Origin of the sequence: Dickeya ananatis, from assembly GCF_019464615.1 — a bacterium.
Lineage (GTDB): Bacteria > Pseudomonadota > Gammaproteobacteria > Enterobacterales > Enterobacteriaceae > Dickeya > Dickeya oryzae.
Map to the genome: position 1 here is coordinate 3,851,308 of NZ_CP040816.1, position 22,018 is coordinate 3,873,325.

Sequence of the window (22,018 nt, forward strand, 5' to 3'; positions counted from 1 at the left end):
AGCTATTGCCAGCGCGATTAAAGTTTCGGGAAAAAACTTTGTTGTAACGTGGGGTCGCAAGATTATAGAGAAGTCGATCCCAAAGGTCGACTTTTTTCTCTCATAATTTCCTGCACAGCATACAGTGTCTGCCACCGTCAATCACGGCTACGGCAAATGCGCCTGGCGCAGGTATTCTTCACTTTGCATTTCCTGTAAACGCGACAGGCAGCGCTGATATTCAAACTTCAGATGCTCGCCCTGATAAATCTCAAACATCGGCACCTGAGCAGAAATAATCAGCTTGACCCGACGTTCGTAGAATTCGTCCACCAACGCCAGAAAACGGCGCGCCGCGTTCTCATCTTTTACCGCCATTACCGGCACATGGTGCAATAACACCGTGTGGTACAACCGCGATAAGGCGATGTAATCGTTCTGACTGCGCGCATCAAGACACAACGTGGCAAAATCCACCGCCAGCACGCCATCCCCCGCGCTCAGTGTTGCCAGCGGGCGATGATTCACCTCCAGTACCGGGCCTGGCTGGGTAATATCGCGTCCGGACAGACGGCGGAACATCGCCTGCATTTCAGCCTCAGTTTCGGCACTGAGTGGTGTCAGGTACAGATGGGCCTGCGTCAGCGTACGCAACCGGTAATCAATACCCGCATCCACATTGAGCACATCACAATGACGTTTGATAAGCTCAATAGCGGGCAGGAAGCGCGCACGCTGCAACCCATTGCGATACAACTCGTCTGGCGGAATGTTAGACGTCGCTACCAGCGCAATCCCCCGCGAGAACAATGCTCGCAACAGCTCCGCCAGCAACATGGCGTCGGTAATATCCGAAACGAAAAACTCGTCGAAACACAGAATGTCTGTCTGCGCTTTAAAGCCGTCCGCCACCTTTTCCAACGGGTTTTCCTGACCTTGCAACTGATTCAGCTCTTCATGCACCCGCAGCATAAAACGGTGGAAATGCAGCCGAAGTTTCCGCTCCGAAGGCAAGCTGTGGAAAAACAGGTCCATCAGCCAGGTTTTACCCCGCCCAACCCCACCCCACATGTACAGACCTTGCACCGGTGTCGGCGTTTTTTCTTTCTGTCCCAACCAACTACGCCATTTCGATATCAGTCCCGGCGTACGGTTTTCGGGTTGTATCCATACCTGCTCCGTCAGCGTCTGATGGATAGCGTTCAAACGGACAACCGTCTGATGCTGCACCTCATCTGGCTGATAGGTCTGCGCCATCAAAGCCTGCTGATAAAGTGCCAAAGGGGTTGTTCTCTGCATAGCACAAAATCCCTGAGAAAAATTTCGTTGTATTTTATCGTGCGTTAACGCCGGTTCAGCCCGTGATCGTGAGCGTTACCGCTTCGCGGTACCCACCTACCCGATCAGACCAGATATACAAGGGCTCCACTCCAGCGAGGTTAGCGGTTATAGTGACTATTATTAAGTGAAAAAACCCTACGGGACAACGAAGTCAAAAATAGGAGTCGTTTTATGACCTGGGAGTCTGCGCTGATTGGATTTGTTATCGGTGTCATCATTGGCGCTGTCGCGATGCGGTTCGGTAACCGTAAACTGCGCCAGCAGCAGGTACTGCAAAACGAACTGGAGAAAAACAAAACAGAACTGGAAGAATACCGTCAGGAACTGGTCAGCCATTTTGCCCACAGTGCAGAACTGCTCGACAATATGGCGCGTGATTATCGTCAGCTTTATCAGCATATGGTGAAAAGCTCCAACAACCTGCTGCCGGATGTTCCGATGCAGGATAACCCGTTTCGTTATCGCCTGACCGAAGCCGAGTCAGACAATGACCAGGCACCGGTGGATATGCCGCCACGCGACTATTCCGGCAGTGCCTCCGGCCTGCTGCGTGGCACACGCCCGACAGGCAAATAACCGGCTACGTTTAGCCGACATTGCCACTGTTATCCGCCCTGATGGCACACGGTTTGTCGTCAGGGCGTTTCTTGCCGGTCATGCTGACCCTCTCCACTGTATCCATGACGCGGTCGGTCGTTACATTTCGCTGACGAAATATCAGCGAACTTTACACATAGCTCCGGGTCTGAGTATTCACCGCAAGTTTGAGTTTATATATCATCGTTTTATTCATAAGCAGGTCGTGAGAGAGTTAACAATCAATGAAAAAAACATCGTTGTTATATAGCGCACTGGCACTCGGTATTGGACTGTCGTTGTCTTCAGTGCCCCCGGCCAACGCCGCGTTGCCTGCCGTTGTAGAAGGTCAGCCTCTGCCCAGCCTGGCACCCATGCTGGAAAAAGTGCTGCCCGCTGTCGTGAGCGTTCATGTGGAAGGCACACAGGTACAGCGTCAGCGTATTCCGGAAGAGTTCAAATTCTTCTTTGGTCCTAACACTCCGTCGGAAAAACAGAATTCACGTCCGTTCGAAGGGTTAGGCTCCGGTGTCATCATTAACGCCGAAAAAGGCTATGTGCTAACCAACAATCACGTCGTCAACAATGCGGATAAAATTCAGGTGCAGTTGAATGACGGCCGTGAATATGACGCCAAACTGATCGGTCGCGATGAACAAACCGATATCGCGTTGTTGCAGTTGAATGACGCCAAAAACCTCACCGAAATCAAAATGGCTGACTCCGATCAGTTGCGAGTCGGCGACTTTGCCGTTGCTGTCGGCAACCCGTTCGGGCTCGGCCAAACGGCGACATCCGGTATTATCTCCGCTCTGGGTCGTAGTGGCCTGAATCTGGAAGGGCTGGAAAACTTCATCCAGACTGATGCCTCCATCAACCGTGGTAACTCCGGCGGGGCGCTGGTCAACCTGCGCGGCGAGCTTATCGGCATCAACACCGCGATTCTGGCACCGAGCGGCGGTAACGTGGGTATCGGCTTCGCCATTCCCAGCAACATGGCGCAAAACCTGGCTCAGCAATTGGTGGAATTTGGCGAGGTAAAACGCGGCCTGCTGGGGATCAAGGGCAGCGAAATGACCTCCGAGATAGCCAAAGCCTTCAAGGTGGATGCCCAGCGTGGCGCTTTCGTGAGCGAAGTGATTCCTAAATCCGCCGCCGCCAAAGCCGGTATTAAAGCCGGTGACGTACTGGTTTCACTGGATGGCAAGCCTATCAGCAGTTTTGCTGAACTGCGCGCTAAAATTGGCACGACCGCACCGGGTAAAACCGTGCGCATCGGCCTGCTGCGTGACGGTAAACAGCAGGAAGTCTCAGTGGTACTGGATAATAGCGCCAACGTGACAACCAATGCCGACACACTTACCCCAGCACTCCAGGGGGCTACCCTCAATAACGGACAGTTGAAGGACGGCAGCAAAGGTGTGGCTATCGATAACGTAGCCAAAGACAGCGCCGCCGCTAAAGTCGGTCTGCAAAAAGGCGACATCATCGTCGGCGTGAACCGCGAACGTGTAGAAAACATCACCCAATTGCGCAAAATTCTGGAAGCCAAGCCTTCGGTGCTGGCGCTGAATATTGTCCGTGGCGATGAAAGTATCTATCTTCTGTTGCGTTAAGCTATGAAAAAGTGGACACCGCGCGATGCGGTGTCCACCCTTCTCTGATATTCTGCGATTCAACCTTCTTTCACACCCAAAACGCTCATGCTAACCAAACTGTTACGTTCGGTGCTGTTCGGTGTCATCGTCGCCGGTATTCTGTTATTGGCGATTCCGACGCTGCGCTCCAGTCAGGGCTGGTCCCACGCCAGTAGCGACAGCAGCCAGGAAACCCCGGTCAGCTATTATCAGGGGGTGCGCCGTGCTGCCCCTGCGGTGGTGAACGTATACAATCAGGCTAACGATCCCGCGGCCAAAAACGAATTGAATATCCGCACGCTGGGTTCTGGCGTGATCATGAACAGCAAAGGATACATCCTCACCAACAAGCATGTGATCAACAATGCCGAACAAATTGTGGTCACCCTGCAAGACGGCCGCATTTTCGAAGCGCTGCTGGTGGGTTCAGACAGCCTGACTGATCTCGCCGTGCTGAAAATCGAAGGCGCGAATCTGCCCGAAATCCCCATCAACCCGAAACGGGTATTCCACGTCGGCGATGTCGTGATGGCTATCGGCAATCCCTACAACCTGGGGCAGACGGTGACACAAGGGATCATCAGTGCTACCGGTCGGGTAGGATTAAGCGCGTCCGGTCGACAGAATTTTCTGCAAACGGACGCGTCCATCAACCACGGCAACTCGGGTGGCGCGTTGGTTAATACACTCGGCGAACTGGTTGGCATCAACACCTTGTCATTTGATAAAAGCGATGATGGTGGCACGCCGGAAGGTATCGGTTTTGCTATTCCCGTCGCGCTGGCAACCAAGATCATGAATAAACTGATCCGCGATGGACGCGTGATTCGGGGTTATTTCGGTATCCGGGGGGCGCAACGCGAACGGCTGGGCAATCAAGTCACTGGCCTTGAGCGGTTGCAAGGTATCGTCGTCAACGAGGTCGATGCTGGCGGACCAGCGGATAAAGCGGGGATTAAAAAAGGTGACTTGCTGCTGGAAGTGAACAATAAACCCGCGCGTTCCGTAATAGAAACCATGGATCAGGTGGCGGAGATTCGGCCCGGCTCAGTGATTCCTGTCGTTATTTCCCGTGATAATCAGGAAATAAAACTGAATATCACTATTCAGGAACACCCACCCAGCGATTAAATCGCGCCGGGTACGCTGGGTGATGCAATAACCGAGTGATGTAATAACCGGGTGATGCATAGCAGAGCACCCGGCTATAACGGTTAGTCGTTAGCGCTCACGCGCTCAATATTAGCGCCCAACGCACGCAACTTGTCTTCGATACGCTCATAGCCACGGTCGATATGATAGATGCGATCGACCAGCGTCGTGCCTTGCGCAAGACATCCCGCCAGCACCAGACTTGCCGATGCTCGCAGGTCAGTTGCCATCACCTGTGCACCGGAGAGGCGGCTGACGCCATGACAAATCACGGTGTTGCTCTCGATTTCTGCCTGAGCTCCCATCCGAATCAGTTCGGGAATATGCATAAAGCGGTTTTCGAAAATGGTTTCGGTGATAACGCCTGTACCTTCCGCTACCAGATTCAGCAGGCTGAACTGTGCCTGCATGTCGGTCGGGAATCCCGGATGCGGAGCGGTACGCACATTCACCGCTTTCGGCCGACGGCCATGCATATCAAGGCTTATCCAGTCGTCACCAATTTCGATATCAGCACCCGCCTCACGCAGTTTGGACAACACTGCATCCAGCGTATCCGGACGGGTGTGACGGCATACGACCTTGCCGCCGGAGACCGCCGCCGCGACCAAAAACGTGCCCGTCTCAATACGATCCGGTAGTACGCGATATACCCCGCCCCCCAGACGATCCACACCGTCGATAACGATCTTGTCGCTACCCGCGCCACTGATTTTGGCACCCAGCGTATTCAGGAAGTTCGCCGTATCAACAATTTCAGGCTCGCGCGCCGCGTTCTCAATAATGGTTTTACCCACCGCCAGCGTGGCGGCGCTCATGATGGTCACTGTCGCACCGACGCTGACTTTGTCCATCACGATGTGTGCACCTTTCAACCGGCCATCAACCGTCGCCTTCACATACCCTTCTTCCAGCGTGATGTGCGCGCCAAGTTGTTCCAGGCCATTGATGTGCAAGTCGACCGGACGGGCACCAATAGCACAACCACCCGGTAGCGACACCTGCCCTTGCCCAAAACGCGCCACCAGCGGGCCCAATGCCCAAATAGAAGCACGCATGGTTTTCACCAGGTCATACGGCGCACAGAACACATTCACCGAACTGGCATCGACATGTACAGAACCATTGCGCTCAACACGAGCGCCTAATTGGCTCAGTAACTTCATGGTGGTGTCGATATCACGCAGTTTGGGAACGTTTTGAATTTCTACCGGCTCTTCAGCCAGCAGGGCAGCAAACAGGATAGGCAGGGCGGCGTTTTTTGCGCCGGAAATAGTAACTTCACCAGCGAGCCGGGTTGGCCCCTGCACACGAAATTTATCCATAGTGACGATTTCTCAATATTCAGACTCAATAGCATGGCCGGATGGCCGCTAACTTACAGACCGCTTAGTTTACGGTCGCGTTGCCACTCTTCAGGGGTATAAGCCTTGATCGACAACGCATGAATGCGATTATCCGCGATGTATTCCATCAGCGGCGCATAGACCGCCTGCTGCTGTTTTACGCGGCTCATACCCTTGAACAACTCACCTATCACAATGACCTGAAAGTGGCTGCCGTCGCCAGAAACATGCGCTTCCTCAAGCGCCAGCGCTTTCATCAGCACGTCTTTAATTTCGTCGTTTTCCATTGCTCTCGATTCTACGTCAGGGGGATGATAAACAGGGTGGTATCTTAGATGAATCTGTCGCTATCTTAAACAAAAGAAATCCCCCTTGCGCACAGGCGACAAGGGGGAACCTTAATCATGGAAGCGCACAGCGACAGGTCGACTCAACGGACCGGAATGATTTCATTCAGGTTATACAGTTGAATCAACGTACGCAGTCGCTCACTGGCACCGGTAATCGTCATCGGCGTTCCCTGCTGTTCCTGCTGGTGATAAAAATGCACCAACAGTGCCAGTCCCGCGGAATCCACCCGCTCTACCTGGCCGACATCCAGCACACGGCTACCTGCCAGCAACGCATTACGCTGCTGCCAAAGCGGCAGTAAACTGTTCCGATCCAGACTGCCTTCCAGATACAGAGTGCCGTCAGTCTGCCGCCACTGCAGTGCATCAGCCATTTTTCTGATCCAGCGTAATCGGCTGCTGAGCCGCCGCTTGCAGTTGCTTCGTCAACCCATCCACACCACTCTGGCGCAACGTGGATGCCCATTCGTTCTGCTTGGTGGTAATCATGCTCACCCCTTCGGCAATCATGTCATAAGCCTGCCAGTAGCCGGTTTTGGTGTTTTTACGCCACTGAAAATCCAGACGAATCGGCGGACGGCCACCATTGTCAATAATAGTGACGCGGATAGAAACAATCTCGGCATTGCCCAGCGGCTGCTCCGGCGCTATCTCATAAGTCTGGCCATGATAAGACGCCAGCGCCTGACCGTAGGCTTGCTCCAGATACGATCCAAACGCCGTGAAGTACGCTTCACGCTGTTCCGGCGTGGCACTTTTGTAATACTGCCCCAGCACCAGCGCACCGGCGTATTTTATCTGCACATAAGGCAGCAGTTCTTCACGTACCACGGTACGCAGATAGTTAGGGTCCTGCTGAATACGCGACTGTTCGTTTTTAAGACGATTGAAGGTTTTCTGCGCCGCATCACGCATCAGGCTATAAGGATTGGTTTGATCCGCTGCACTGACAAACGGGGCCACGACCAACAAAGCCACCATCAATAAACGTTTTAACATGCTGTGTCCTCTTAAGGCTGTTGGGCCGGTTTTTCGCTGGCTTCAGGTTTTACCGCATCACCGTTTTTCTCAGCCGGTTTAGGCGCGGCCGGTTCGGTATGCCCCTGATTCGCATTGTTCTGGCTGGCATTGTCAGTATTGTTGCCACCGCTCTTATATAGGAATTGACCGATAAGATCCTCCAGAACCATCGCAGGCTTGGTATCCTGAATTGTCCCGCCGTCCTGCAGAATCGAGGTACCCATGTCCTCGTCTTCAAAACCAATATTCAACGCCAGGTACTGTTCCCCCAGCAGACCGGAGGTACGAACCGCCAGCGAACTGGTATCCGGAATGTGGTTGTAGCGCTTATCAATATCCATCGCCACCCGCGGCAAATAGGTCTTGGTATCCAGCGAAATGTCCACAACACGACCAATCACCACACCGCCGACTTTTACCGGCGAACGCACCTTGAGGCCGCCAATATTGTCGAACGTGGCATACAAACGGTAAGTCTGCTGTTGCCCGAGCGATTTCAGGTCCGCCACCTTCAGGCATAAAAAGATGATGGCGCACAGTGCGATCAGCATGAACACGCCAACCCCTATTTCATGTTTCTTTGTTTGCATCGACTTATTTCCCAAACATCAGTGCCGTCAGCACAAAATCCAATCCCAGTACCGCCAGCGACGAGTGCACCACCGTGCGGGTCGTCGCGCGGCTGATGCCTTCTGACGTCGGAATCGCGTCATAACCGTTAAACAGCGCAATCCAGGTAACGGTAATGGCAAACACCAGGCTCTTAATCACACAGTTAAGTAGGTCTTTCTGCCATTCCACCGCGTTTTGCATCGCCGACCAGAAAAAACCGCTGTCGATCCCTTTCCAGTCCACGCCAACCAGTGCGCCCCCCCAAATACCAACGGCGACAAAAATCACCGTCAGCAAAGGCATGGAAATCACCCCGGCCCAAAAACGCGGCGCGACGACACGGCGCAACGGGTCTACCGCCATCATTTCCATACTGGATAACTGCTCGGTCGCCTTCATCAGTCCGATTTCCGCCGTCAGGGCAGAACCGGCACGCCCGGCGAACAACAACGCCGTCACCACCGGCCCCAGCTCACGCAACAATGACAGCGCCACCATCATGCCCAGGCTAGCTTCCGCACTGTAGGTGGTCAGGACCAGATAGCCTTGAAGACCCAATACCATGCCGATAAACAAACCGGAGACCATAATGATCAGCAATGATTGCACACCAACGTTATAGAGTTGCTTATGCAACAGCGGCCACTGTCTGGCCGGTTCCGGCTTGCCCACCAGCGCATTGAACAACATCAGCCCGGCACGCCCGAAAGAGGCGCAAACCTGAATGCCAACACGTCCCAGCGACGCTAATGCCTGTACTAGCATGAATTACTTACTCCCCAAACCTAACAGCCCACGTTGGTAATCGCCCGCCGGATAGCGGAACGGTACCGGGCCATCGGCAATGCCATCGAGAAACTGCCTGACACGCGGATCGCCATTCTGCTGCAATTCAGCCGGTGTGCCCTGTGCCACGACGCGCTGATCAGCAATAATGTAGGCATGATCGGCGATACTCAATACTTCCGGCACATCGTGAGACACCACGATACAGGTCACGCCCAGCGCGTGATTTAGCTCATCAATAAGCTTCACCAACACCCCCATGGTGATCGGGTCCTGACCAACAAAAGGCTCATCAAACATAATCATTTGCGGGTCCAGCGCAATTGCACGCGCCAGTGCTGCACGCCTTGCCATACCGCCAGACAGCTCTGACGGCATTAGTTGCGCCGCGCCGCGTAATCCCACCGCTTCCAGCTTCATCATCACCGTGCTCTGCAGCAACGGTTCAGGCAGTTGCGTATGCTCCCGTAGCGGCCAGGCCACATTGTCAAACACATTCAGGTCGGTAAATAACGCGCCGGACTGAAACAACATGCTCATTTTCTTACGCGTTTCATACAAACGAGAACGGGAAAGCGTCGGAATATTTTCCCCGTCGAACCAGATTTCGCCGCTGTCTGGTTGCAGTTGACCGCCAATCAACCGCAACAGCGTGGTTTTACCGATACCGGACGGCCCCATGATGGCCGTAATTTTTTGCTTTGGCACATTCAGCGAGACATCCGAAAAGATCGGCCTGCTGCCTCGCCGGAAACTGAGCCCGCGAATTTCTACCAGATTTTCGTGGTTCATGGTCTATTCCTCAACGGTAACCCATAGTGGCCGCCCGTTTTCACATTTTTGCACCGTTACGCCCTGAAATCGCTTTTCAGAGTGTTACGCTTACTCTTCACTGTTACAGAATCAGGACACGAGGTCGTGACCAAAATTGCCATTGGTTTTACTTTTTCGCCCTGCGCAGTCAGAATTAGCGCCAACGAGGAAAAATGGCGGTTTTGCTTATTATTCGTCCAGAAATACTGGTTTGTGCGCCAATAAACCGGTGATTATACCTGAATAAAGGACGCTGCATGCTTTTTGCGACAGTACTGTTAATTGTTGGTTTAGTGTTATTGGTTTATGGCGCCGACCGAGTGGTGTATGGCGCGGCGGTACTGGCGCGCACATTGGGTGTACCGCCGATGATTATCGGCATGACGATAGTAGGCATGGGAACCTCGCTGCCCGAATTGATGGTCTCGGTTACCGCCGCGCTCAACCATCAGACCGACATGGCGGTAGGCAACGTATTAGGGTCGAATATCGCCAACATCCTGTTGATCCTCGGCAGCGCCGTGCTAATCCGCCCGCTGACGTTGCATTCCACGCTGCTGCGTCAGGAACTCCCACCGATGCTGGTGGTCACGCTGCTGTGTGGTGTTCTGCTGCATGACAGTTTCCTCAGCCGCCTGGACGGCGTGATCCTGCTGCTGACAGCCTGCGGTTGTATCCTGTTGATGCTACGTATGGCCCACGCCGCTCAGCGTCGCGGTGACGACAGCCTGACACGCGAACAAATGGCTGAGTTGCCCAGAGAGAACAACCAAACCGTGGCGTTGTTATGGTTGCTACTCGGCCTGATTATTCTGCCGATGTCGGCGCGTATTGTGATCGATAACGCCACAGTTATCGCTAATTACTTTAATATCAGCGAACTGACCATTGGGCTCACCGTGTTGGCCGTCGGCACCAGCCTGCCGGAATTGGCGACTGCTATCGTCGGCACATTAAAAAAAGAAGACGACATCGCGCTCGGTAACCTGATTGGTTCGAATATCTTTAATATCGTGATAGTGCTGGGCGTGCCCGCTCTCTTGTCCCCTGGCGCGGTAAATCCGCTCGCGTTTACACGCGATTACTGGGTGATGCTGGGTGTCAGCGCGCTCCTGACGGTTCTCTGTCTCCGCCAGAAACGGCGCATCGGCCAGGGCGCTGGCGCATTGTTGTTGTGTGCGTTCATCGCGTACCTTTCGGTGCTGTTCTTGTTCTCATAGCCAGCGCATTGGCAACGCAGGATGTTTTACATGTCACATTTCGAGTTACAACCGGGTTTCGACTTCCAGAGTGCGGGTCGGCAGGTTTTATCCATCGAGCGCGACAGCCTCGCGCAGTTGGATCAGTACATTGACGACAATTTCTCCCGTGCTTGCGAGAAAATGTTTTACTGCCACGGTAAAGTCGTGGTGATGGGCATGGGGAAATCCGGTCATATCGGTTGCAAGATGGCCGCGACCTTCGCCAGTACTGGCACACCGGCTTTCTTTGTTCACCCCGGTGAAGCCAGCCACGGTGATTTGGGGATGATCACCGCGCAAGATATTGTGATCGCCATTTCCAACTCGGGTGAATCTCATGAGATTCTGGCGCTCATCCCGGTGTTAAAACGCCTGCAAGTGTGTCTTATCTGCATGACCGGTAACCCGGAAAGCACCATGGCGAAAGCCGCCGACATCCATCTTTGCGTCCACGTATCCCAGGAAGCCTGCCCGCTGGGCCTGGCACCGACCTCCAGCACCACCGCGGCACTGGTGATGGGCGATGCGCTGGCAGTGGCGCTATTGAAAGCGCGCGGCTTTACGGCTGAAGACTTTGCGTTGTCGCACCCCGGCGGCGCACTCGGTCGCAAACTGCTGTTGCGAATCAACGATATCATGCACACTGGCGACGAGATCCCCCGTGTCGGTCAAGACGCCTCGCTGCGCGACGCCCTGCTGGAGATTACCCGTAAGAATCTGGGGATGACGGTCATTTGCGGTCCGGATGATCGCATCGAAGGCATTTTTACCGACGGTGACCTGCGCCGGGTGTTCGATATGAATATCGACCTCAACAGCGCCGGCATCGCCGATGTGATGACACGCGGTGGTATTCGGGTGACGCCACACACACTGGCGGTGGATGCCCTGAATCTGATGCAGTCCCGCCATATTACCTCGCTGCTGGTCGCAGAGGGCGATCGCCTGCTGGGGATCGTCCACATGCACGATATGCTGCGCGCAGGTGTGGTATAAACCTGACGCGCGCACGCCGCAGAGAATGAAAAACCAAGGATACGAGTGAATGAGTGAAACCCGGTCGCAAACCGATACCTGTTACGGGCCTGTCGATACCCTGGTGATGCAGCGTGCCCGTGATATACGTCTGTTAATCTGCGATGTCGACGGTGTCCTGTCTGATGGCCTGATTTACATGGGAAATCAGGGCGAAGAGCTGAAAACCTTTCATGTCCGCGACGGTTATGGCATTCGCTGCCTGCTGACGTCGGATATCGACGTGGCGATTATCACCGGCCGCTCATCGCAGTTACTCATCGACCGCTGCCAGACATTGGGAATACGCCACTTATATCAGGGACAATCAGATAAGATTTTGGCCTTCCACGAGCTGTTGGATACACTGTCGCTCACTGCCAGCCAGGTGGCTTATATCGGCGACGATCTGATCGACTGGCCGGTGATGGCCGAGGTAGGGTTAAGCGTTGCCGTAGCGGACGCCCACCCACTGTTGCTACCCCGAGCGCATTACGTCACGCGTATCGGCGGCGGCCGTGGCGCAGTACGAGAGATTTGCGATCTTATTCTGCTGGCACAGGGTAAACTGGACTTTGCCAAAGGGCTGTCGATATGAGTAAAACGAAACGCTGGCTGACGTTGTTGCTGGCATTGATTGCGCTGGTGCTTATCGGGTTAAATTTGACGACCCGACGGGAAGGAAGCGGGCCGACTGAAGTACAAAATAATGACCCGGCCTACACCATGCAGCAAAACACCACGATGGTGTATGACCCGACCGGGAAACTGAGTTACAGGCTGGTAGCCGAGAAAGCAGAGCACTATAACACCGAACAAGTCAGCTGGTTTACTCAACCGGTAGCGACCATGTTCAATGAACAGGCTATCGCGACCTGGTCGGTGCGCGCGGATCGCGCCAAGCTGACAAAAGATCGCATGCTGTATCTGTACGGTCACGTCGAGGTCACCAGCCTGACCGACGATTCGCAGTTAAAGCGGATTAAAACGGACAATGCGCAGATTAATCTGGTTACGCAGGACGTGACGTCAGATGATGAGGTCACCCTGTACGGTGCCAGCTTTACCTCTAACGGACTGAAAATGCGCGGAAACCTGCGCAGCAAAACCGCTGAGTTGATCGATAAGGTAAAATCCTATTATGAAATCCAACCAAAAAATTAATGTATTACACAGCATCCTGATCGCCAGCTCGCTTTTTGCCGTCAGTATTCCGGCACTGGCACTCACCGGAGATACCGAGCAGCCGATCCACATTACGTCCGATCAGCAGGCGCTGGATATGCAAGGCAATGTAGTGACGTTTACCGGCAACGTTATCGTCACGCAAGGGTCGATAAAAGCACAGGCCGACAAAGTCGTCGTAACCCGTCCTAACGGCCAGCAAGGCCACGAAATTATCGAAGGCTACGGCAATCCGGCGACCTTCTACCAAATGCAGGACAACGGTAAACCCGTTAAAGGTCATGCACAGAAAATACGCTATGAAATGGACAAGCAACTGGTCACGTTGACCGGCAATGCTTATCTGGAACAGTTGGACAGCAACGTCAAGGGCGACCGCATCACCTATCTGGTACAGCAACAGCAGATGGAAGCGTTCAGCGACAAAGGCAAACGAGTCACTACCGTGCTGGTCCCGACACAATTGCAGGACAAAGGCGCGCAAAATGGCGCCAAGCCCGGCAGCAACACCGGCAAGCCCACCAAACAACAGTGAGTAACGCGCTAACCCATGGCAACACTAATCGCCGAAAATCTGGCCAAGGCGTATAAAGGCCGCAAAGTGGTGGAAAACGTCAGCCTGAATGTCAATTCCGGCGAAATCGTTGGGCTGCTCGGCCCTAATGGGGCCGGAAAGACAACCACCTTCTATATGGTTGTCGGTATCGTCCCACGCGACGAAGGCCGTATCGTAATCGACGACGAGGACATCAGCCTGCTGCCGCTGCACGATCGCGCCCGCCGCGGTATTGGTTACCTGCCGCAGGAAGCCTCGATTTTCCGACGACTGAGCGTCTACGACAACCTGATGGCGGTACTGGAGATCAGAAAAGATCTGACCCGCGAGCAACAGCAGGATCGCGCCAACGAACTGATGGAAGAGTTTCATATTGTTCACCTGCGCGATAGTCTGGGACAATCGTTGTCCGGTGGCGAACGCCGTCGGGTGGAAATCGCCCGGGCGCTGGCTGCCAACCCCAAATTCATCCTGCTGGACGAACCCTTTGCGGGGGTAGATCCGATTTCGGTTCTCGACATCAAGAAAATCATTGAGCATTTGCGCGATAGTGGGTTAGGCGTACTGATTACCGACCATAATGTCCGTGAAACGCTCGATGTCTGTGAACGTGCCTATATCGTGAGTCAGGGCCAGCTTATTGCCCACGGCTCCCCGATGGATATACTGGCGAATGAGCAGGTAAAACGAGTCTATCTGGGCGAAGGCTTCCGACTCTGATAACGTCATGTTTTAGGTTGATAATTCAAAAGGAAGTTAACGCGCGTTATGAAGCAAGGTTTGCAACTCAGGCTCAGCCAGCAACTGGCTATGACACCGCAGTTACAGCAGGCCATCCGCCTGCTGCAGTTGTCCACGCTTGAACTCCAGCAGGAAATCCAACAGGCGCTGGAAAGCAACCCGTTGCTGGAGCAGGCCGATATTCATGACGAAGTAGAGACTCAGGAAATCAGTGACAGCGAAACGCTGGACACCCGCGAGGCGCTGGAACAAAAAGAGATGCCCGACGAGTTACCGCTCGACGCCGCCTGGGACGAAATCTACACCGCCGGTACGCCCTCTGGCACCAGCACTGACTACCGTGATGAGGAATTACCAGTCTATCAGGGTGAAACCACGCAGACACTGCAGGATTACCTGATGTGGCAGGTGGAACTGACGCCGTTTTCCGATACCGATGCCGCTATCGCTACGTCCATCGTCGACGCGGTGGACAACACCGGTTACCTGACGGTATCGCTGGATGACATCCGTGAGAGCATCGGCAATGAAGAGGTGACGCTGGAAGAAGTGGAGGCGGTGCTCAAACGTGTGCAACGTTTTGACCCTGTCGGCGTGGCTGCCCGCGATTTGCGCGAATGCCTGCTGGTACAGCTATCGCAGTTCAACAGCGACATTCCCCGCCTGAGCGAAGCCAGGCTGATTGTCAGCGACTATCTCGATTTGCTCGCCAACCATGATTTCCGCACCCTGATCCGTACCAGTCGCCTCAAAGAAGACGTATTGAAAGAAGCGTTGGCGCTGATTCAGTCACTGGATCCGCGCCCCGGGCAGTCTATCAATACCGGCGAATCCGAGTATGTCATACCAGACGTCCTGGTGCGCAAGGTACAGGGGCACTGGACGGTAGAACTCAACACCGACAGCGTGCCACGACTGCAAATCAACCAACAGTATGCCGCTCTTGGCAACAGTGCGCGTAACGACAGCGACGGGCAGTTCATTCGCAGTCATTTGCAGGAAGCGCGCTGGCTGATCAAGAGTCTGGAAAGCCGTAACGATACCCTGCTGAAAGTCACCCGCTGTATTGTGGAGCAACAACAGGCGTTCTTCGAACACGGTGAAGAATGTATGAAACCCATGGTGCTGGCGGATATCGCCCAGGCTGTGGATATGCATGAGTCCACCATTTCCCGCGTGACGACCCAGAAATTTCTGCACAGTCCGCGAGGTATTTTTGAGCTGAAGTATTTCTTTTCCAGCCACGTTAATACCGACAACGGCGGCGAGGCCTCATCCACCGCTATCCGTGCGCTGGTAAAAAAACTTATTGCAGCGGAAAATCCCGCTAAACCGCTGAGCGACAGCAAGCTGACTACTCTGCTTTCCGAACAGGGAATCATTGTGGCCCGCCGTACTGTCGCCAAGTATCGAGAGTCTTTATCTATCCCGCCGTCAAACCAACGTAAACAGCTGGTTTGACCCCTACATGAGAAGGAAGACGATATGCAGCTTAACATTACCGGACACCACGTCGAAATCACGGATGCTATGCGCGAATTCGTGACCTCAAAATTCGCCAAACTTGAGCAATACTTTGATCGTATCAATCAGGTGTACGTGGTACTGAAAGTGGAAAAGATCCTGCACATTGCAGATGCCACGATCCATGTCAACGGAGGTGAACTGCATGCCACATCGGAAGCGGGTGATATGTATGCCGCCATCGATCTGCTGATCGACAAGCTGGCAAGACAGTTAAACAAACATAAGGATAAACTGAAACAGCACTGATGTTGCCGTTTCAGGTGCAGGGACAGCAACCAGCCTGCTTGCTCTATGGCAGGCTGGTAACCGAAGGCAACCGTGTCGTTAAGTGAACGCATCATGAACAACGAGCCCGTTATGCAACTTAGCACCGTCCTCCGTAAGGAGTGCACGCGTAGCGCCGTCCACTGTCAGAGCAAAAAGCGCGCGCTGGAAATTATCAGTGAACTGGCCGCCAGACAGCTCAATTTGCCGCCGCAGATGGTATTTGAAGCCATTCTGACCCGGGAGCGCATGGGCAGTACCGGAATCGGCAATGGTATCGCCATTCCGCACGGCAAGCTGGAGGACGACAATACGCTCGGTGCAGTCGGCGTCTTTATCCAGCTGGAACAACCGATAGCGTTTGATGCCATCGATAACCAGCCGGTCGATCTGCTTTTTGCCTTGCTGGTTCCTACTGAACAATGTAAAACCCATTTGCATACGCTATCGCTTGTCGCCAAACGACTGGCGGATAAAACCGTGTGTAAGCGCCTGCGCGCTGCCCAAAGCGATGAAGAGCTCTATCAGATCATGATCGAAGCGGATGATCTGCCCGACCAGCCCTGACGGCAGGCTTCGGACGTTATCCAACGTATGAATGGCTCAGGTGTAAGCCTGACAGATGCCGGCCTGGCCGGGAAAACGAAGTTAGCTAACTGTGGCGGTGGACATTCACCATCCCGCTGCCAGGGGGGAGTCGTCAGATGGTGCTGATGATTGTCAGTGGTCGCTCAGGCTCGGGAAAATCCGTAGCTTTGCGCGCGCTGGAAGACATGGGTTTCTATTGTGTAGATAACCTGCCGGTAGTGCTGTTGCCCGAGCTGGCGCAGACGCTGGCGGAACGGAATATTTCCGCCGCTGTCAGCATTGACGTGCGTAACCTGCCGGAAACGCCGGAAGTGCTGGAACATGCCCTGACACGTCTGCCACAGAGTTTTTCGCCTCAACTGCTGTTTCTGGATGCTGATCGCAACACGCTGATTCGGCGTTACAGCGACACCCGCCGTCTGCATCCTCTTTCCAGCAAAAACCTGTCGCTGGAAAGCGCTATCGACGAAGAAAATGACCTGCTGGAGCCGCTGCGCTCCCGTGCCGACCTTATCATCGATACGTCGGAAATGTCGGTACATGAACTGGCGGAAATGTTGCGTACCCGTTTGCTCGGCAAGCGCGAGCGTGAACTGACAATGGTATTTGAGTCGTTCGGCTACAAACATGGTATTCCGATTGATGCCGACTACGTGTTTGACGTGCGTTTTCTGCCAAACCCGCACTGGGATCCCAAATTGCGTCCGATGACAGGTCTGGATAAACCGGTGGCGGCATTTCTTGACCGGCACACTGAAGTCCACAATTTTATTTATCAGACCCGCAGCTACCTGGAACTGTGGCTGCCGATGCTGGAAACCAACAATCGCAGCTATCTTACCGTCGCTATCGGTTGTACTGGCGGTAAACACCGCTCCGTCTACATCGCAGAACAACTGGCGGACTACTTTCGCTCCCGTGGCAAGAATGTGCAATCACGCCACCGAACGCTGGAAAAACGTAAATCATGACCGTCAGGCAAACTGTTGAAGTGAAAAACCGCTTAGGGATGCACGCGCGACCGGCCATGAAACTGTTCGAGCTGGTGCAAAGTTTTGATGCTGAGGTGTTACTACGCAACGAAAGCGGCACCGAAGCTGATGCCAGTAGCGTCATTGCCATGCTGATGTTGGATTCAGCCAAAGGCCGCCATATCGAAGTGGAAGTCACCGGACCGGATGAAGAGCAAGCGCTGGCCGCGGTCATTCAGCTGTTTGAAGCCGGGTTTGACGAAGATTAATCTGCTGCTGTCCCCTCCGATGGCGCAAGTCGCCATCTGTGATCCCTGTCGATTCCTGTTTATGCGGTACGTTTTTATGCGGTAAGTTCCCTGCATCCCTGATACCATCGGATTAACTTATACCCATTTATGCCCCTGCCCTTCACGGCGGGGGTGTTGTTATCTGCTATTGCAAAAACTGGAGAAACATATGGACAAACCGCACCTGACGATTAGCGAGCTGGATGCCGAACGCCTGGATGCGCTGCTGGAACAACCCGCTTTTGCCGATACAGAGGTTGCGCAGGCTCTGAGCGAGGAACTGGATCGGGCGGACATTGTTCAGCCGGTCGAGATGCCCGCTGATGTCGTCACCATGAACAGCAGAGTCCGGTTCCGCGATCTACTCACCGCAGAAGAACATATCCGCACGCTGGTCTATCCGGCCAGCCTGAAGGACAGCCGGGAACAAATTTCGGTCATGGCACCGTTGGGGGCGGCACTGCTCGGCATGCATGTCGGCAACAGCATTGCGTGGCCGCTGCCTAACGGCGAAGAAACGCGTATTGAAGTGATTGAACTGCTCTACCAGCCGGAAGCAGCAGGTGAGTACCACCGCTAATCTGGCGGTTATCTGCCAAACGGCTGCCCTGACATCGGGCAGCCGATCAGTAAAGCCAGCCGTTATACCCCGGCAATCTTCATCGACGGCAGTAACACCGAACCGCACTGGATGTTGCTGCGCGTTTCGATATCATCCCCGATGGTCACCATATTACGCAGCATATCTTTCAGGTTACCGGCAATCGTGATTTCACTCACCGGGTACTGAATTTCGCCGTTTTCTACCCAGAAACCGGAAGCACCGCGGGAATAATCCCCGGTTACCGCGCTGACCCCTTGCCCCATCAAGCTGGTGACCAGCAGGCCGGTACCCAGTTCCTTGAGCATGCCGTCAAAATCCAGCCCACGTCCGGCAATGTGCCAGTTATGAATGCCACCCGCATGGCCGGTGCTCTTCATGCCCAACTTCCGACCCGCATAGGTCGTCAGCAACCAGGTTTGCAGCACGCCGTCTTTGACTATATCCCGCTGTTCGGTACGCACGCCCTCGCTGTCAAACGGCGTGGAGGCCAGCCCTTTGCGCAAATGCGGCAACTCCTGAATAGTCAGCCATTCCGGCAAAATCTGTTTGCCCAGGCTATCCAACAGGAAAGTGGATTTCCGGTAGACGTTGCCACCGCTGATAGCACCGACTAAATGACCGAACAGACCGGTTGCCACCTCGGCGGCGAACATCACCGGGGCCTGCATCGTCGCCAGCTTACGCGGTGACAGACGTGCCAGTGTACGGCGCGCACACTCTTGCCCCACCCATGCCGGGGATTGCAAGTCGCCCAGCGCACGACCGATGGTGTAAGCGTAATCGCGCTCCATATCGCCGTTGTGCTCGGCAATGACGCTAACCGACATGGAATGGCGACTGGAGCAGTAGCTCTGCAGCATACCGTGGCTGTTACCGAATACCTTGATACCGTAGTGACTGTTGAAGCTGCCGCCTTCGGTATTGGTGATGCGTTTATCGGCTTTCAGCGCCGCCTGCTCGGCGGCGGCGGCCAGTTCGATACCGCGATCGGCATCCAGTTCCGCGGGGTGGAATAAATCCAGGTCTGGCGCGTCAAACGCCAGCAGTTCCTTGTCTGCAGGGCCGGCAAAAGGGTCAACCGAGGTATAACGAGCAATATCCAGCGCCGCCTGCACCGTGCGTGCGATAGCGTCCGGACTCATATCTGTGGATGATGCACTGCCTTTACGCTGCTGATAGTAGACGGTAATGCCAAGCGCGCCATCGCTGTTGAATTCGACGTTTTCAACTTCACCATACCGGGAGCTGACGCTGATACCGGTTGTTTTCGTGACGGCAACTTCCGCCGCATCAGAACCGGCACGGGCCAGTTCCAGCGCCTGTGATACCGCCTGTTCCAGCACTTTACGCTGTTCTGCAACCTGAGTGATTATTGTCATCGATTTGCCATAATGAGTAAGAAAACATTCAGATAATCTATGATGCAACGAATGCCGTCCGCCTGCTATTCGTTACCTGACCTCAGTTTTACCATGAGGTAACCTGTGATTGAGTCTAACAGGATCGGCGGACAATTTCGCACAAAGCCCATAACCTGATAGGATCAGCCTCTTTTATTGGGGAGCTACCATGAACAAACATCCCGAAGACTGGCAGGACGAGATTCCTGACGCCAGCCAGGACGATGAAGACGAAGAGATAATCTGGGTCAGCAAAAGCGAGATTAAACGCGATGCCGAAGCCCTTAAAGCACTGGGTGCCGAATTGGTCGAACTGGGTAAAAACGCGCTGGAACGCATTCCACTGGATGACGATCTGCGCGCCGCGATTGAGCTGGCGCAGCGCATCACCAAAGAAGGCCGCCGCCGCCAGTTGCAGTTGATTGGCAAAATGCTGCGCGCCCGCGACCCGGAGCCGATTCAGACCGCACTGGACAAGCTGCGTAACCGCCATAACCAGCAGGTGTCGCTGTTCCACAAGCTGGAGCAATTGCGCGACAGGTTGATAGCCGAAGGTGATGGCGCAGTTCCCGACATCCTTGCGCTTTACCCGCAGGCTGACCGCCAGCAACTGCGCTCGCTGGTGCGTAACGCCCAAAAGGAAAAAGCGGCCAACAAGCCCCCCAAATCAGCCCGGCAGATTTTCCAGTATCTACGCGAACTGGCAGAAGCGGAGTGATTTCAGACCGGCCTCGGTGAGACTGCCGACAAACAGCCTCACCGACACCGGGTAGAGGAATTATTTGGTTGATGCCACCAGTGCGGAACCTGCAAAAATAAACAGGGTGCCGGTCGCACGGTTAAACAACCGCAAGCGTCGTGGGTGAGCAAACAGCGTGGAGACACGGCTCCCCATACAGGCGTAAGTAAACATGATGCTGCAATCCAGCACCGCCCAGGTCAACGCCAGCAATGCAAACTGCATCGCCTGCGGCGCACCCGTGTCGACAAAATTGGGAAACAGTGCGGCAAAAAACAGGATGTCTTTGGGATTACTGACGCCCACCATAAAACCACGTCGATACAACCCCAGCGCCCCTGGTGCACTCTCTTCTACCTCAGAGGAAGGCGTCAGGGTGTTTTCCTGCGTCCGCCAGGCGGAAATACCGAGCCAAATCAGGTAGAGCGCCCCCACGACTTTTAGTACCAGAAACGCCGTCGCCGATGCGGCCAGCACCGCCCCTAACCCCAGTGCCGACGCGGTCATTAACAACAGTGACCCGGTCGCGCCGCCCAATATAGTCGCCAACGCACGTCGTTGCCCGTAGCGCAAACCATGCGTCATACTGAGCAAGGCCGATGGCCCCGGAACCGCAATCAACACGGTGATCACACCGAGGTAAACCAGCCAAAGATGCAGTGTCATTATCCTGTTTTCCGTTGATATCAATTTATTTTACAAGCGGTTAATTCAACCGTTTTGTTACACAATCAGTAATACAGCGAAAATAGCAGACCCAAACCAGGAGGAACCACGGCACATGACAACGCTATTTATGTATTACGTGGGCGGGCGCGCCCAGGGTGCGAATATCGAATTGCATGACATCCAGTTCGCCGCGGTGGAACACCCACAAGATGGGTTTCCCCTCTTAAAAGCCAACTGGTTCGGCGATAAGAACCAGATCCACGTCGATAGCTATACCCCCTGCCATTGGGCAGACGGCTATGATATCACGCTCAGCCGCCAGCCGTTTCAGGGCAGAGAAAAACTCTGGTTCATCAATATGGGGGGTTATCTACCACACAACCCGGCGGAAGTGCATCAGTTCGGGCTGTTTGTCGCAACGAACGCGGAGCAGGCTAGACAACGGGCCAAAGCGGCACTACTGACCGATGTACTCCAGCAGCACAAGGACGACCTGCGCGATGTAGACGACTGCCTGCCGCTCACGCTGCTGGACCGCTGGTATATCCACCTATCCGCGAACCCTGCCGGGCAGGTTTCGCTACCGCAGTGGCAAGGTTACCATCCACTGTAATGCG

The 22,018-nt window shown here is 54.3% G+C and carries 27 protein-coding genes; 17 read left to right on the forward strand and 10 right to left on the reverse strand.

The window, feature by feature from the left end:
• Window positions 1–147: 147 nt before the first annotated feature.
• On the reverse strand, window positions 148–1,278 hold the full coding sequence (gene zapE / locus FGI04_RS17110; RefSeq protein WP_342698975.1) for a cell division protein ZapE: 1,131 nt from the start codon (window positions 1,276–1,278) through the stop codon (window positions 148–150).
• Window positions 1,279–1,491: 213 nt separating this feature from the next.
• Here zapE and zapG point away from each other — a divergent pair, with 213 nt between their 5' ends.
• The 3 genes from zapG (at window position 1,492) to degS (ending at window position 4,664) form a co-directional block, all read left to right on the forward strand.
• Window positions 1,492–1,896, forward strand: coding sequence for a Z-ring associated protein ZapG (gene zapG / locus FGI04_RS17115; RefSeq protein ID WP_038903086.1), 405 nt, complete (start codon window positions 1,492–1,494; stop codon window positions 1,894–1,896).
• 245 nt (window positions 1,897–2,141) lie between these two features.
• Entirely contained in the window at window positions 2,142–3,512 is a 1,371-nt protein-coding gene (gene degQ / locus FGI04_RS17120; protein WP_038903085.1) for a serine endoprotease DegQ, read from the forward strand.
• Between the two features lie 87 nt (window positions 3,513–3,599).
• A complete protein-coding gene (gene degS / locus FGI04_RS17125) occupies window positions 3,600–4,664 on the forward strand; it encodes an outer membrane-stress sensor serine endopeptidase DegS (RefSeq protein WP_342698976.1) in 1,065 nt (354 codons plus the stop codon).
• A gap of 83 nt (window positions 4,665–4,747) precedes the next feature.
• Here degS and murA read toward each other — a convergent pair whose 3' ends face one another.
• The 7 genes from murA to mlaF form a co-directional block, all read right to left on the reverse strand.
• Complete coding sequence (gene murA / locus FGI04_RS17130; RefSeq protein ID WP_012883047.1) at window positions 4,748–6,010, reverse strand: UDP-N-acetylglucosamine 1-carboxyvinyltransferase; 1,263 nt, start codon at window positions 6,008–6,010, stop codon at window positions 4,748–4,750.
• A 53-nt stretch (window positions 6,011–6,063) separates the two neighbouring features.
• A complete protein-coding gene (ibaG, locus tag FGI04_RS17135; protein WP_015848109.1) occupies window positions 6,064–6,318 on the reverse strand; it encodes a BolA family iron metabolism protein IbaG in 255 nt (84 codons plus the stop codon).
• 143 nt (window positions 6,319–6,461) lie between these two features.
• A complete protein-coding gene (mlaB, locus tag FGI04_RS17140; protein WP_342698978.1) occupies window positions 6,462–6,755 on the reverse strand; it encodes a lipid asymmetry maintenance protein MlaB in 294 nt (97 codons plus the stop codon).
• Window positions 6,748–7,380, reverse strand: coding sequence for a phospholipid-binding protein MlaC (gene mlaC / locus FGI04_RS17145; RefSeq protein WP_407274416.1), 633 nt, complete (start codon window positions 7,378–7,380; stop codon window positions 6,748–6,750). Before mlaC ends, mlaB begins: the two co-directional genes overlap by 8 nt.
• Window positions 7,381–7,391: 11 nt before the next feature.
• Window positions 7,392–7,991: an outer membrane lipid asymmetry maintenance protein MlaD gene (gene mlaD, locus FGI04_RS17150; RefSeq protein WP_168364748.1), complete on the reverse strand. Its 600-nt coding sequence runs from the start codon at window positions 7,989–7,991 to the stop codon at window positions 7,392–7,394.
• Between the two features lie 4 nt (window positions 7,992–7,995).
• A complete protein-coding gene (gene mlaE / locus FGI04_RS17155; RefSeq protein WP_168364747.1) occupies window positions 7,996–8,778 on the reverse strand; it encodes a lipid asymmetry maintenance ABC transporter permease subunit MlaE in 783 nt (260 codons plus the stop codon).
• 3 nt (window positions 8,779–8,781) lie between these two features.
• Window positions 8,782–9,591: a phospholipid ABC transporter ATP-binding protein MlaF gene (gene mlaF, locus FGI04_RS17160; protein ID WP_168364746.1), complete on the reverse strand. Its 810-nt coding sequence runs from the start codon at window positions 9,589–9,591 to the stop codon at window positions 8,782–8,784.
• A gap of 278 nt (window positions 9,592–9,869) precedes the next feature.
• Between mlaF and FGI04_RS17165 the strand changes: the two genes are divergently transcribed.
• The 12 genes from FGI04_RS17165 (at window position 9,870) to rnk (ending at window position 18,569) form a co-directional block, all read left to right on the forward strand.
• Window positions 9,870–10,832 (forward strand): calcium/sodium antiporter, encoded by a 963-nt coding sequence (locus tag FGI04_RS17165; protein WP_038903080.1) that lies wholly within the window; start codon window positions 9,870–9,872, stop codon window positions 10,830–10,832.
• Window positions 10,833–10,862: 30 nt separating this feature from the next.
• The gene (gene kdsD / locus FGI04_RS17170; RefSeq protein ID WP_038903077.1) at window positions 10,863–11,849 is read left to right on the forward strand and encodes an arabinose-5-phosphate isomerase KdsD; all 987 of its coding nucleotides are present in this window, start codon (window positions 10,863–10,865) and stop codon (window positions 11,847–11,849) included.
• A gap of 49 nt (window positions 11,850–11,898) precedes the next feature.
• Complete coding sequence (kdsC, locus tag FGI04_RS17175; RefSeq protein WP_407322149.1) at window positions 11,899–12,465, forward strand: 3-deoxy-manno-octulosonate-8-phosphatase KdsC; 567 nt, start codon at window positions 11,899–11,901, stop codon at window positions 12,463–12,465.
• Window positions 12,462–13,031 carry an LPS export ABC transporter periplasmic protein LptC gene (gene lptC, locus FGI04_RS17180; RefSeq protein WP_012883037.1) on the forward strand — a complete coding sequence of 190 codons (570 nt, stop codon included), beginning with the start codon at window positions 12,462–12,464 and terminating at the stop codon, window positions 13,029–13,031. The genes kdsC and lptC overlap by 4 nt, the downstream gene beginning before the upstream one ends.
• Entirely contained in the window at window positions 13,009–13,587 is a 579-nt protein-coding gene (gene lptA, locus FGI04_RS17185) for a lipopolysaccharide ABC transporter substrate-binding protein LptA (protein ID WP_012883036.1), read from the forward strand. Before lptC ends, lptA begins: the two co-directional genes overlap by 23 nt.
• 15 nt (window positions 13,588–13,602) lie before the next feature.
• Complete coding sequence (gene lptB / locus FGI04_RS17190; protein ID WP_012883035.1) at window positions 13,603–14,328, forward strand: LPS export ABC transporter ATP-binding protein; 726 nt, start codon at window positions 13,603–13,605, stop codon at window positions 14,326–14,328.
• Between the two features lie 48 nt (window positions 14,329–14,376).
• Entirely contained in the window at window positions 14,377–15,810 is a 1,434-nt protein-coding gene (gene rpoN, locus FGI04_RS17195) for an RNA polymerase factor sigma-54 (protein WP_342698980.1), read from the forward strand.
• A gap of 24 nt (window positions 15,811–15,834) precedes the next feature.
• Window positions 15,835–16,122: a ribosome hibernation promoting factor gene (hpf, locus tag FGI04_RS17200; RefSeq protein ID WP_016943105.1), complete on the forward strand. Its 288-nt coding sequence runs from the start codon at window positions 15,835–15,837 to the stop codon at window positions 16,120–16,122.
• Window positions 16,123–16,215: 93 nt separating this feature from the next.
• A complete protein-coding gene (gene ptsN / locus FGI04_RS17205; protein ID WP_016943107.1) occupies window positions 16,216–16,707 on the forward strand; it encodes a PTS IIA-like nitrogen regulatory protein PtsN in 492 nt (163 codons plus the stop codon).
• A 137-nt stretch (window positions 16,708–16,844) separates the two neighbouring features.
• Complete coding sequence (gene rapZ / locus FGI04_RS17210) at window positions 16,845–17,699, forward strand: RNase adapter RapZ (RefSeq protein ID WP_012883031.1); 855 nt, start codon at window positions 16,845–16,847, stop codon at window positions 17,697–17,699.
• Entirely contained in the window at window positions 17,696–17,968 is a 273-nt protein-coding gene (npr, locus tag FGI04_RS17215) for a PTS phosphocarrier protein NPr (RefSeq protein WP_015848125.1), read from the forward strand. The genes rapZ and npr overlap by 4 nt, the downstream gene beginning before the upstream one ends.
• A 190-nt stretch (window positions 17,969–18,158) precedes the next feature.
• A complete protein-coding gene (gene rnk / locus FGI04_RS17220; protein WP_016943108.1) occupies window positions 18,159–18,569 on the forward strand; it encodes a nucleoside diphosphate kinase regulator in 411 nt (136 codons plus the stop codon).
• A gap of 62 nt (window positions 18,570–18,631) precedes the next feature.
• On the opposite strand, the gene pmbA is transcribed toward rnk, so the two are convergent.
• Window positions 18,632–19,972 carry a metalloprotease PmbA gene (gene pmbA, locus FGI04_RS17225; RefSeq protein WP_029456542.1) on the reverse strand — a complete coding sequence of 447 codons (1,341 nt, stop codon included), beginning with the start codon at window positions 19,970–19,972 and terminating at the stop codon, window positions 18,632–18,634.
• Window positions 19,973–20,162: 190 nt separating this feature from the next.
• On the opposite strand from pmbA, the gene yjgA reads away from it, so the two are divergent.
• The gene (yjgA, locus tag FGI04_RS17230; protein ID WP_016943110.1) at window positions 20,163–20,711 is read left to right on the forward strand and encodes a ribosome biogenesis factor YjgA; all 549 of its coding nucleotides are present in this window, start codon (window positions 20,163–20,165) and stop codon (window positions 20,709–20,711) included.
• A 60-nt stretch (window positions 20,712–20,771) separates the two neighbouring features.
• On the opposite strand, the gene FGI04_RS17235 is transcribed toward yjgA, so the two are convergent.
• Entirely contained in the window at window positions 20,772–21,398 is a 627-nt protein-coding gene (locus tag FGI04_RS17235; RefSeq protein ID WP_407274414.1) for a LysE family translocator, read from the reverse strand.
• A gap of 115 nt (window positions 21,399–21,513) precedes the next feature.
• Between FGI04_RS17235 and FGI04_RS17240 the strand changes: the two genes are divergently transcribed.
• A complete protein-coding gene (locus tag FGI04_RS17240) occupies window positions 21,514–22,014 on the forward strand; it encodes a DUF1543 domain-containing protein (protein WP_407274413.1) in 501 nt (166 codons plus the stop codon).
• The last annotated feature ends 4 nt before the right edge of the window (window positions 22,015–22,018 follow it).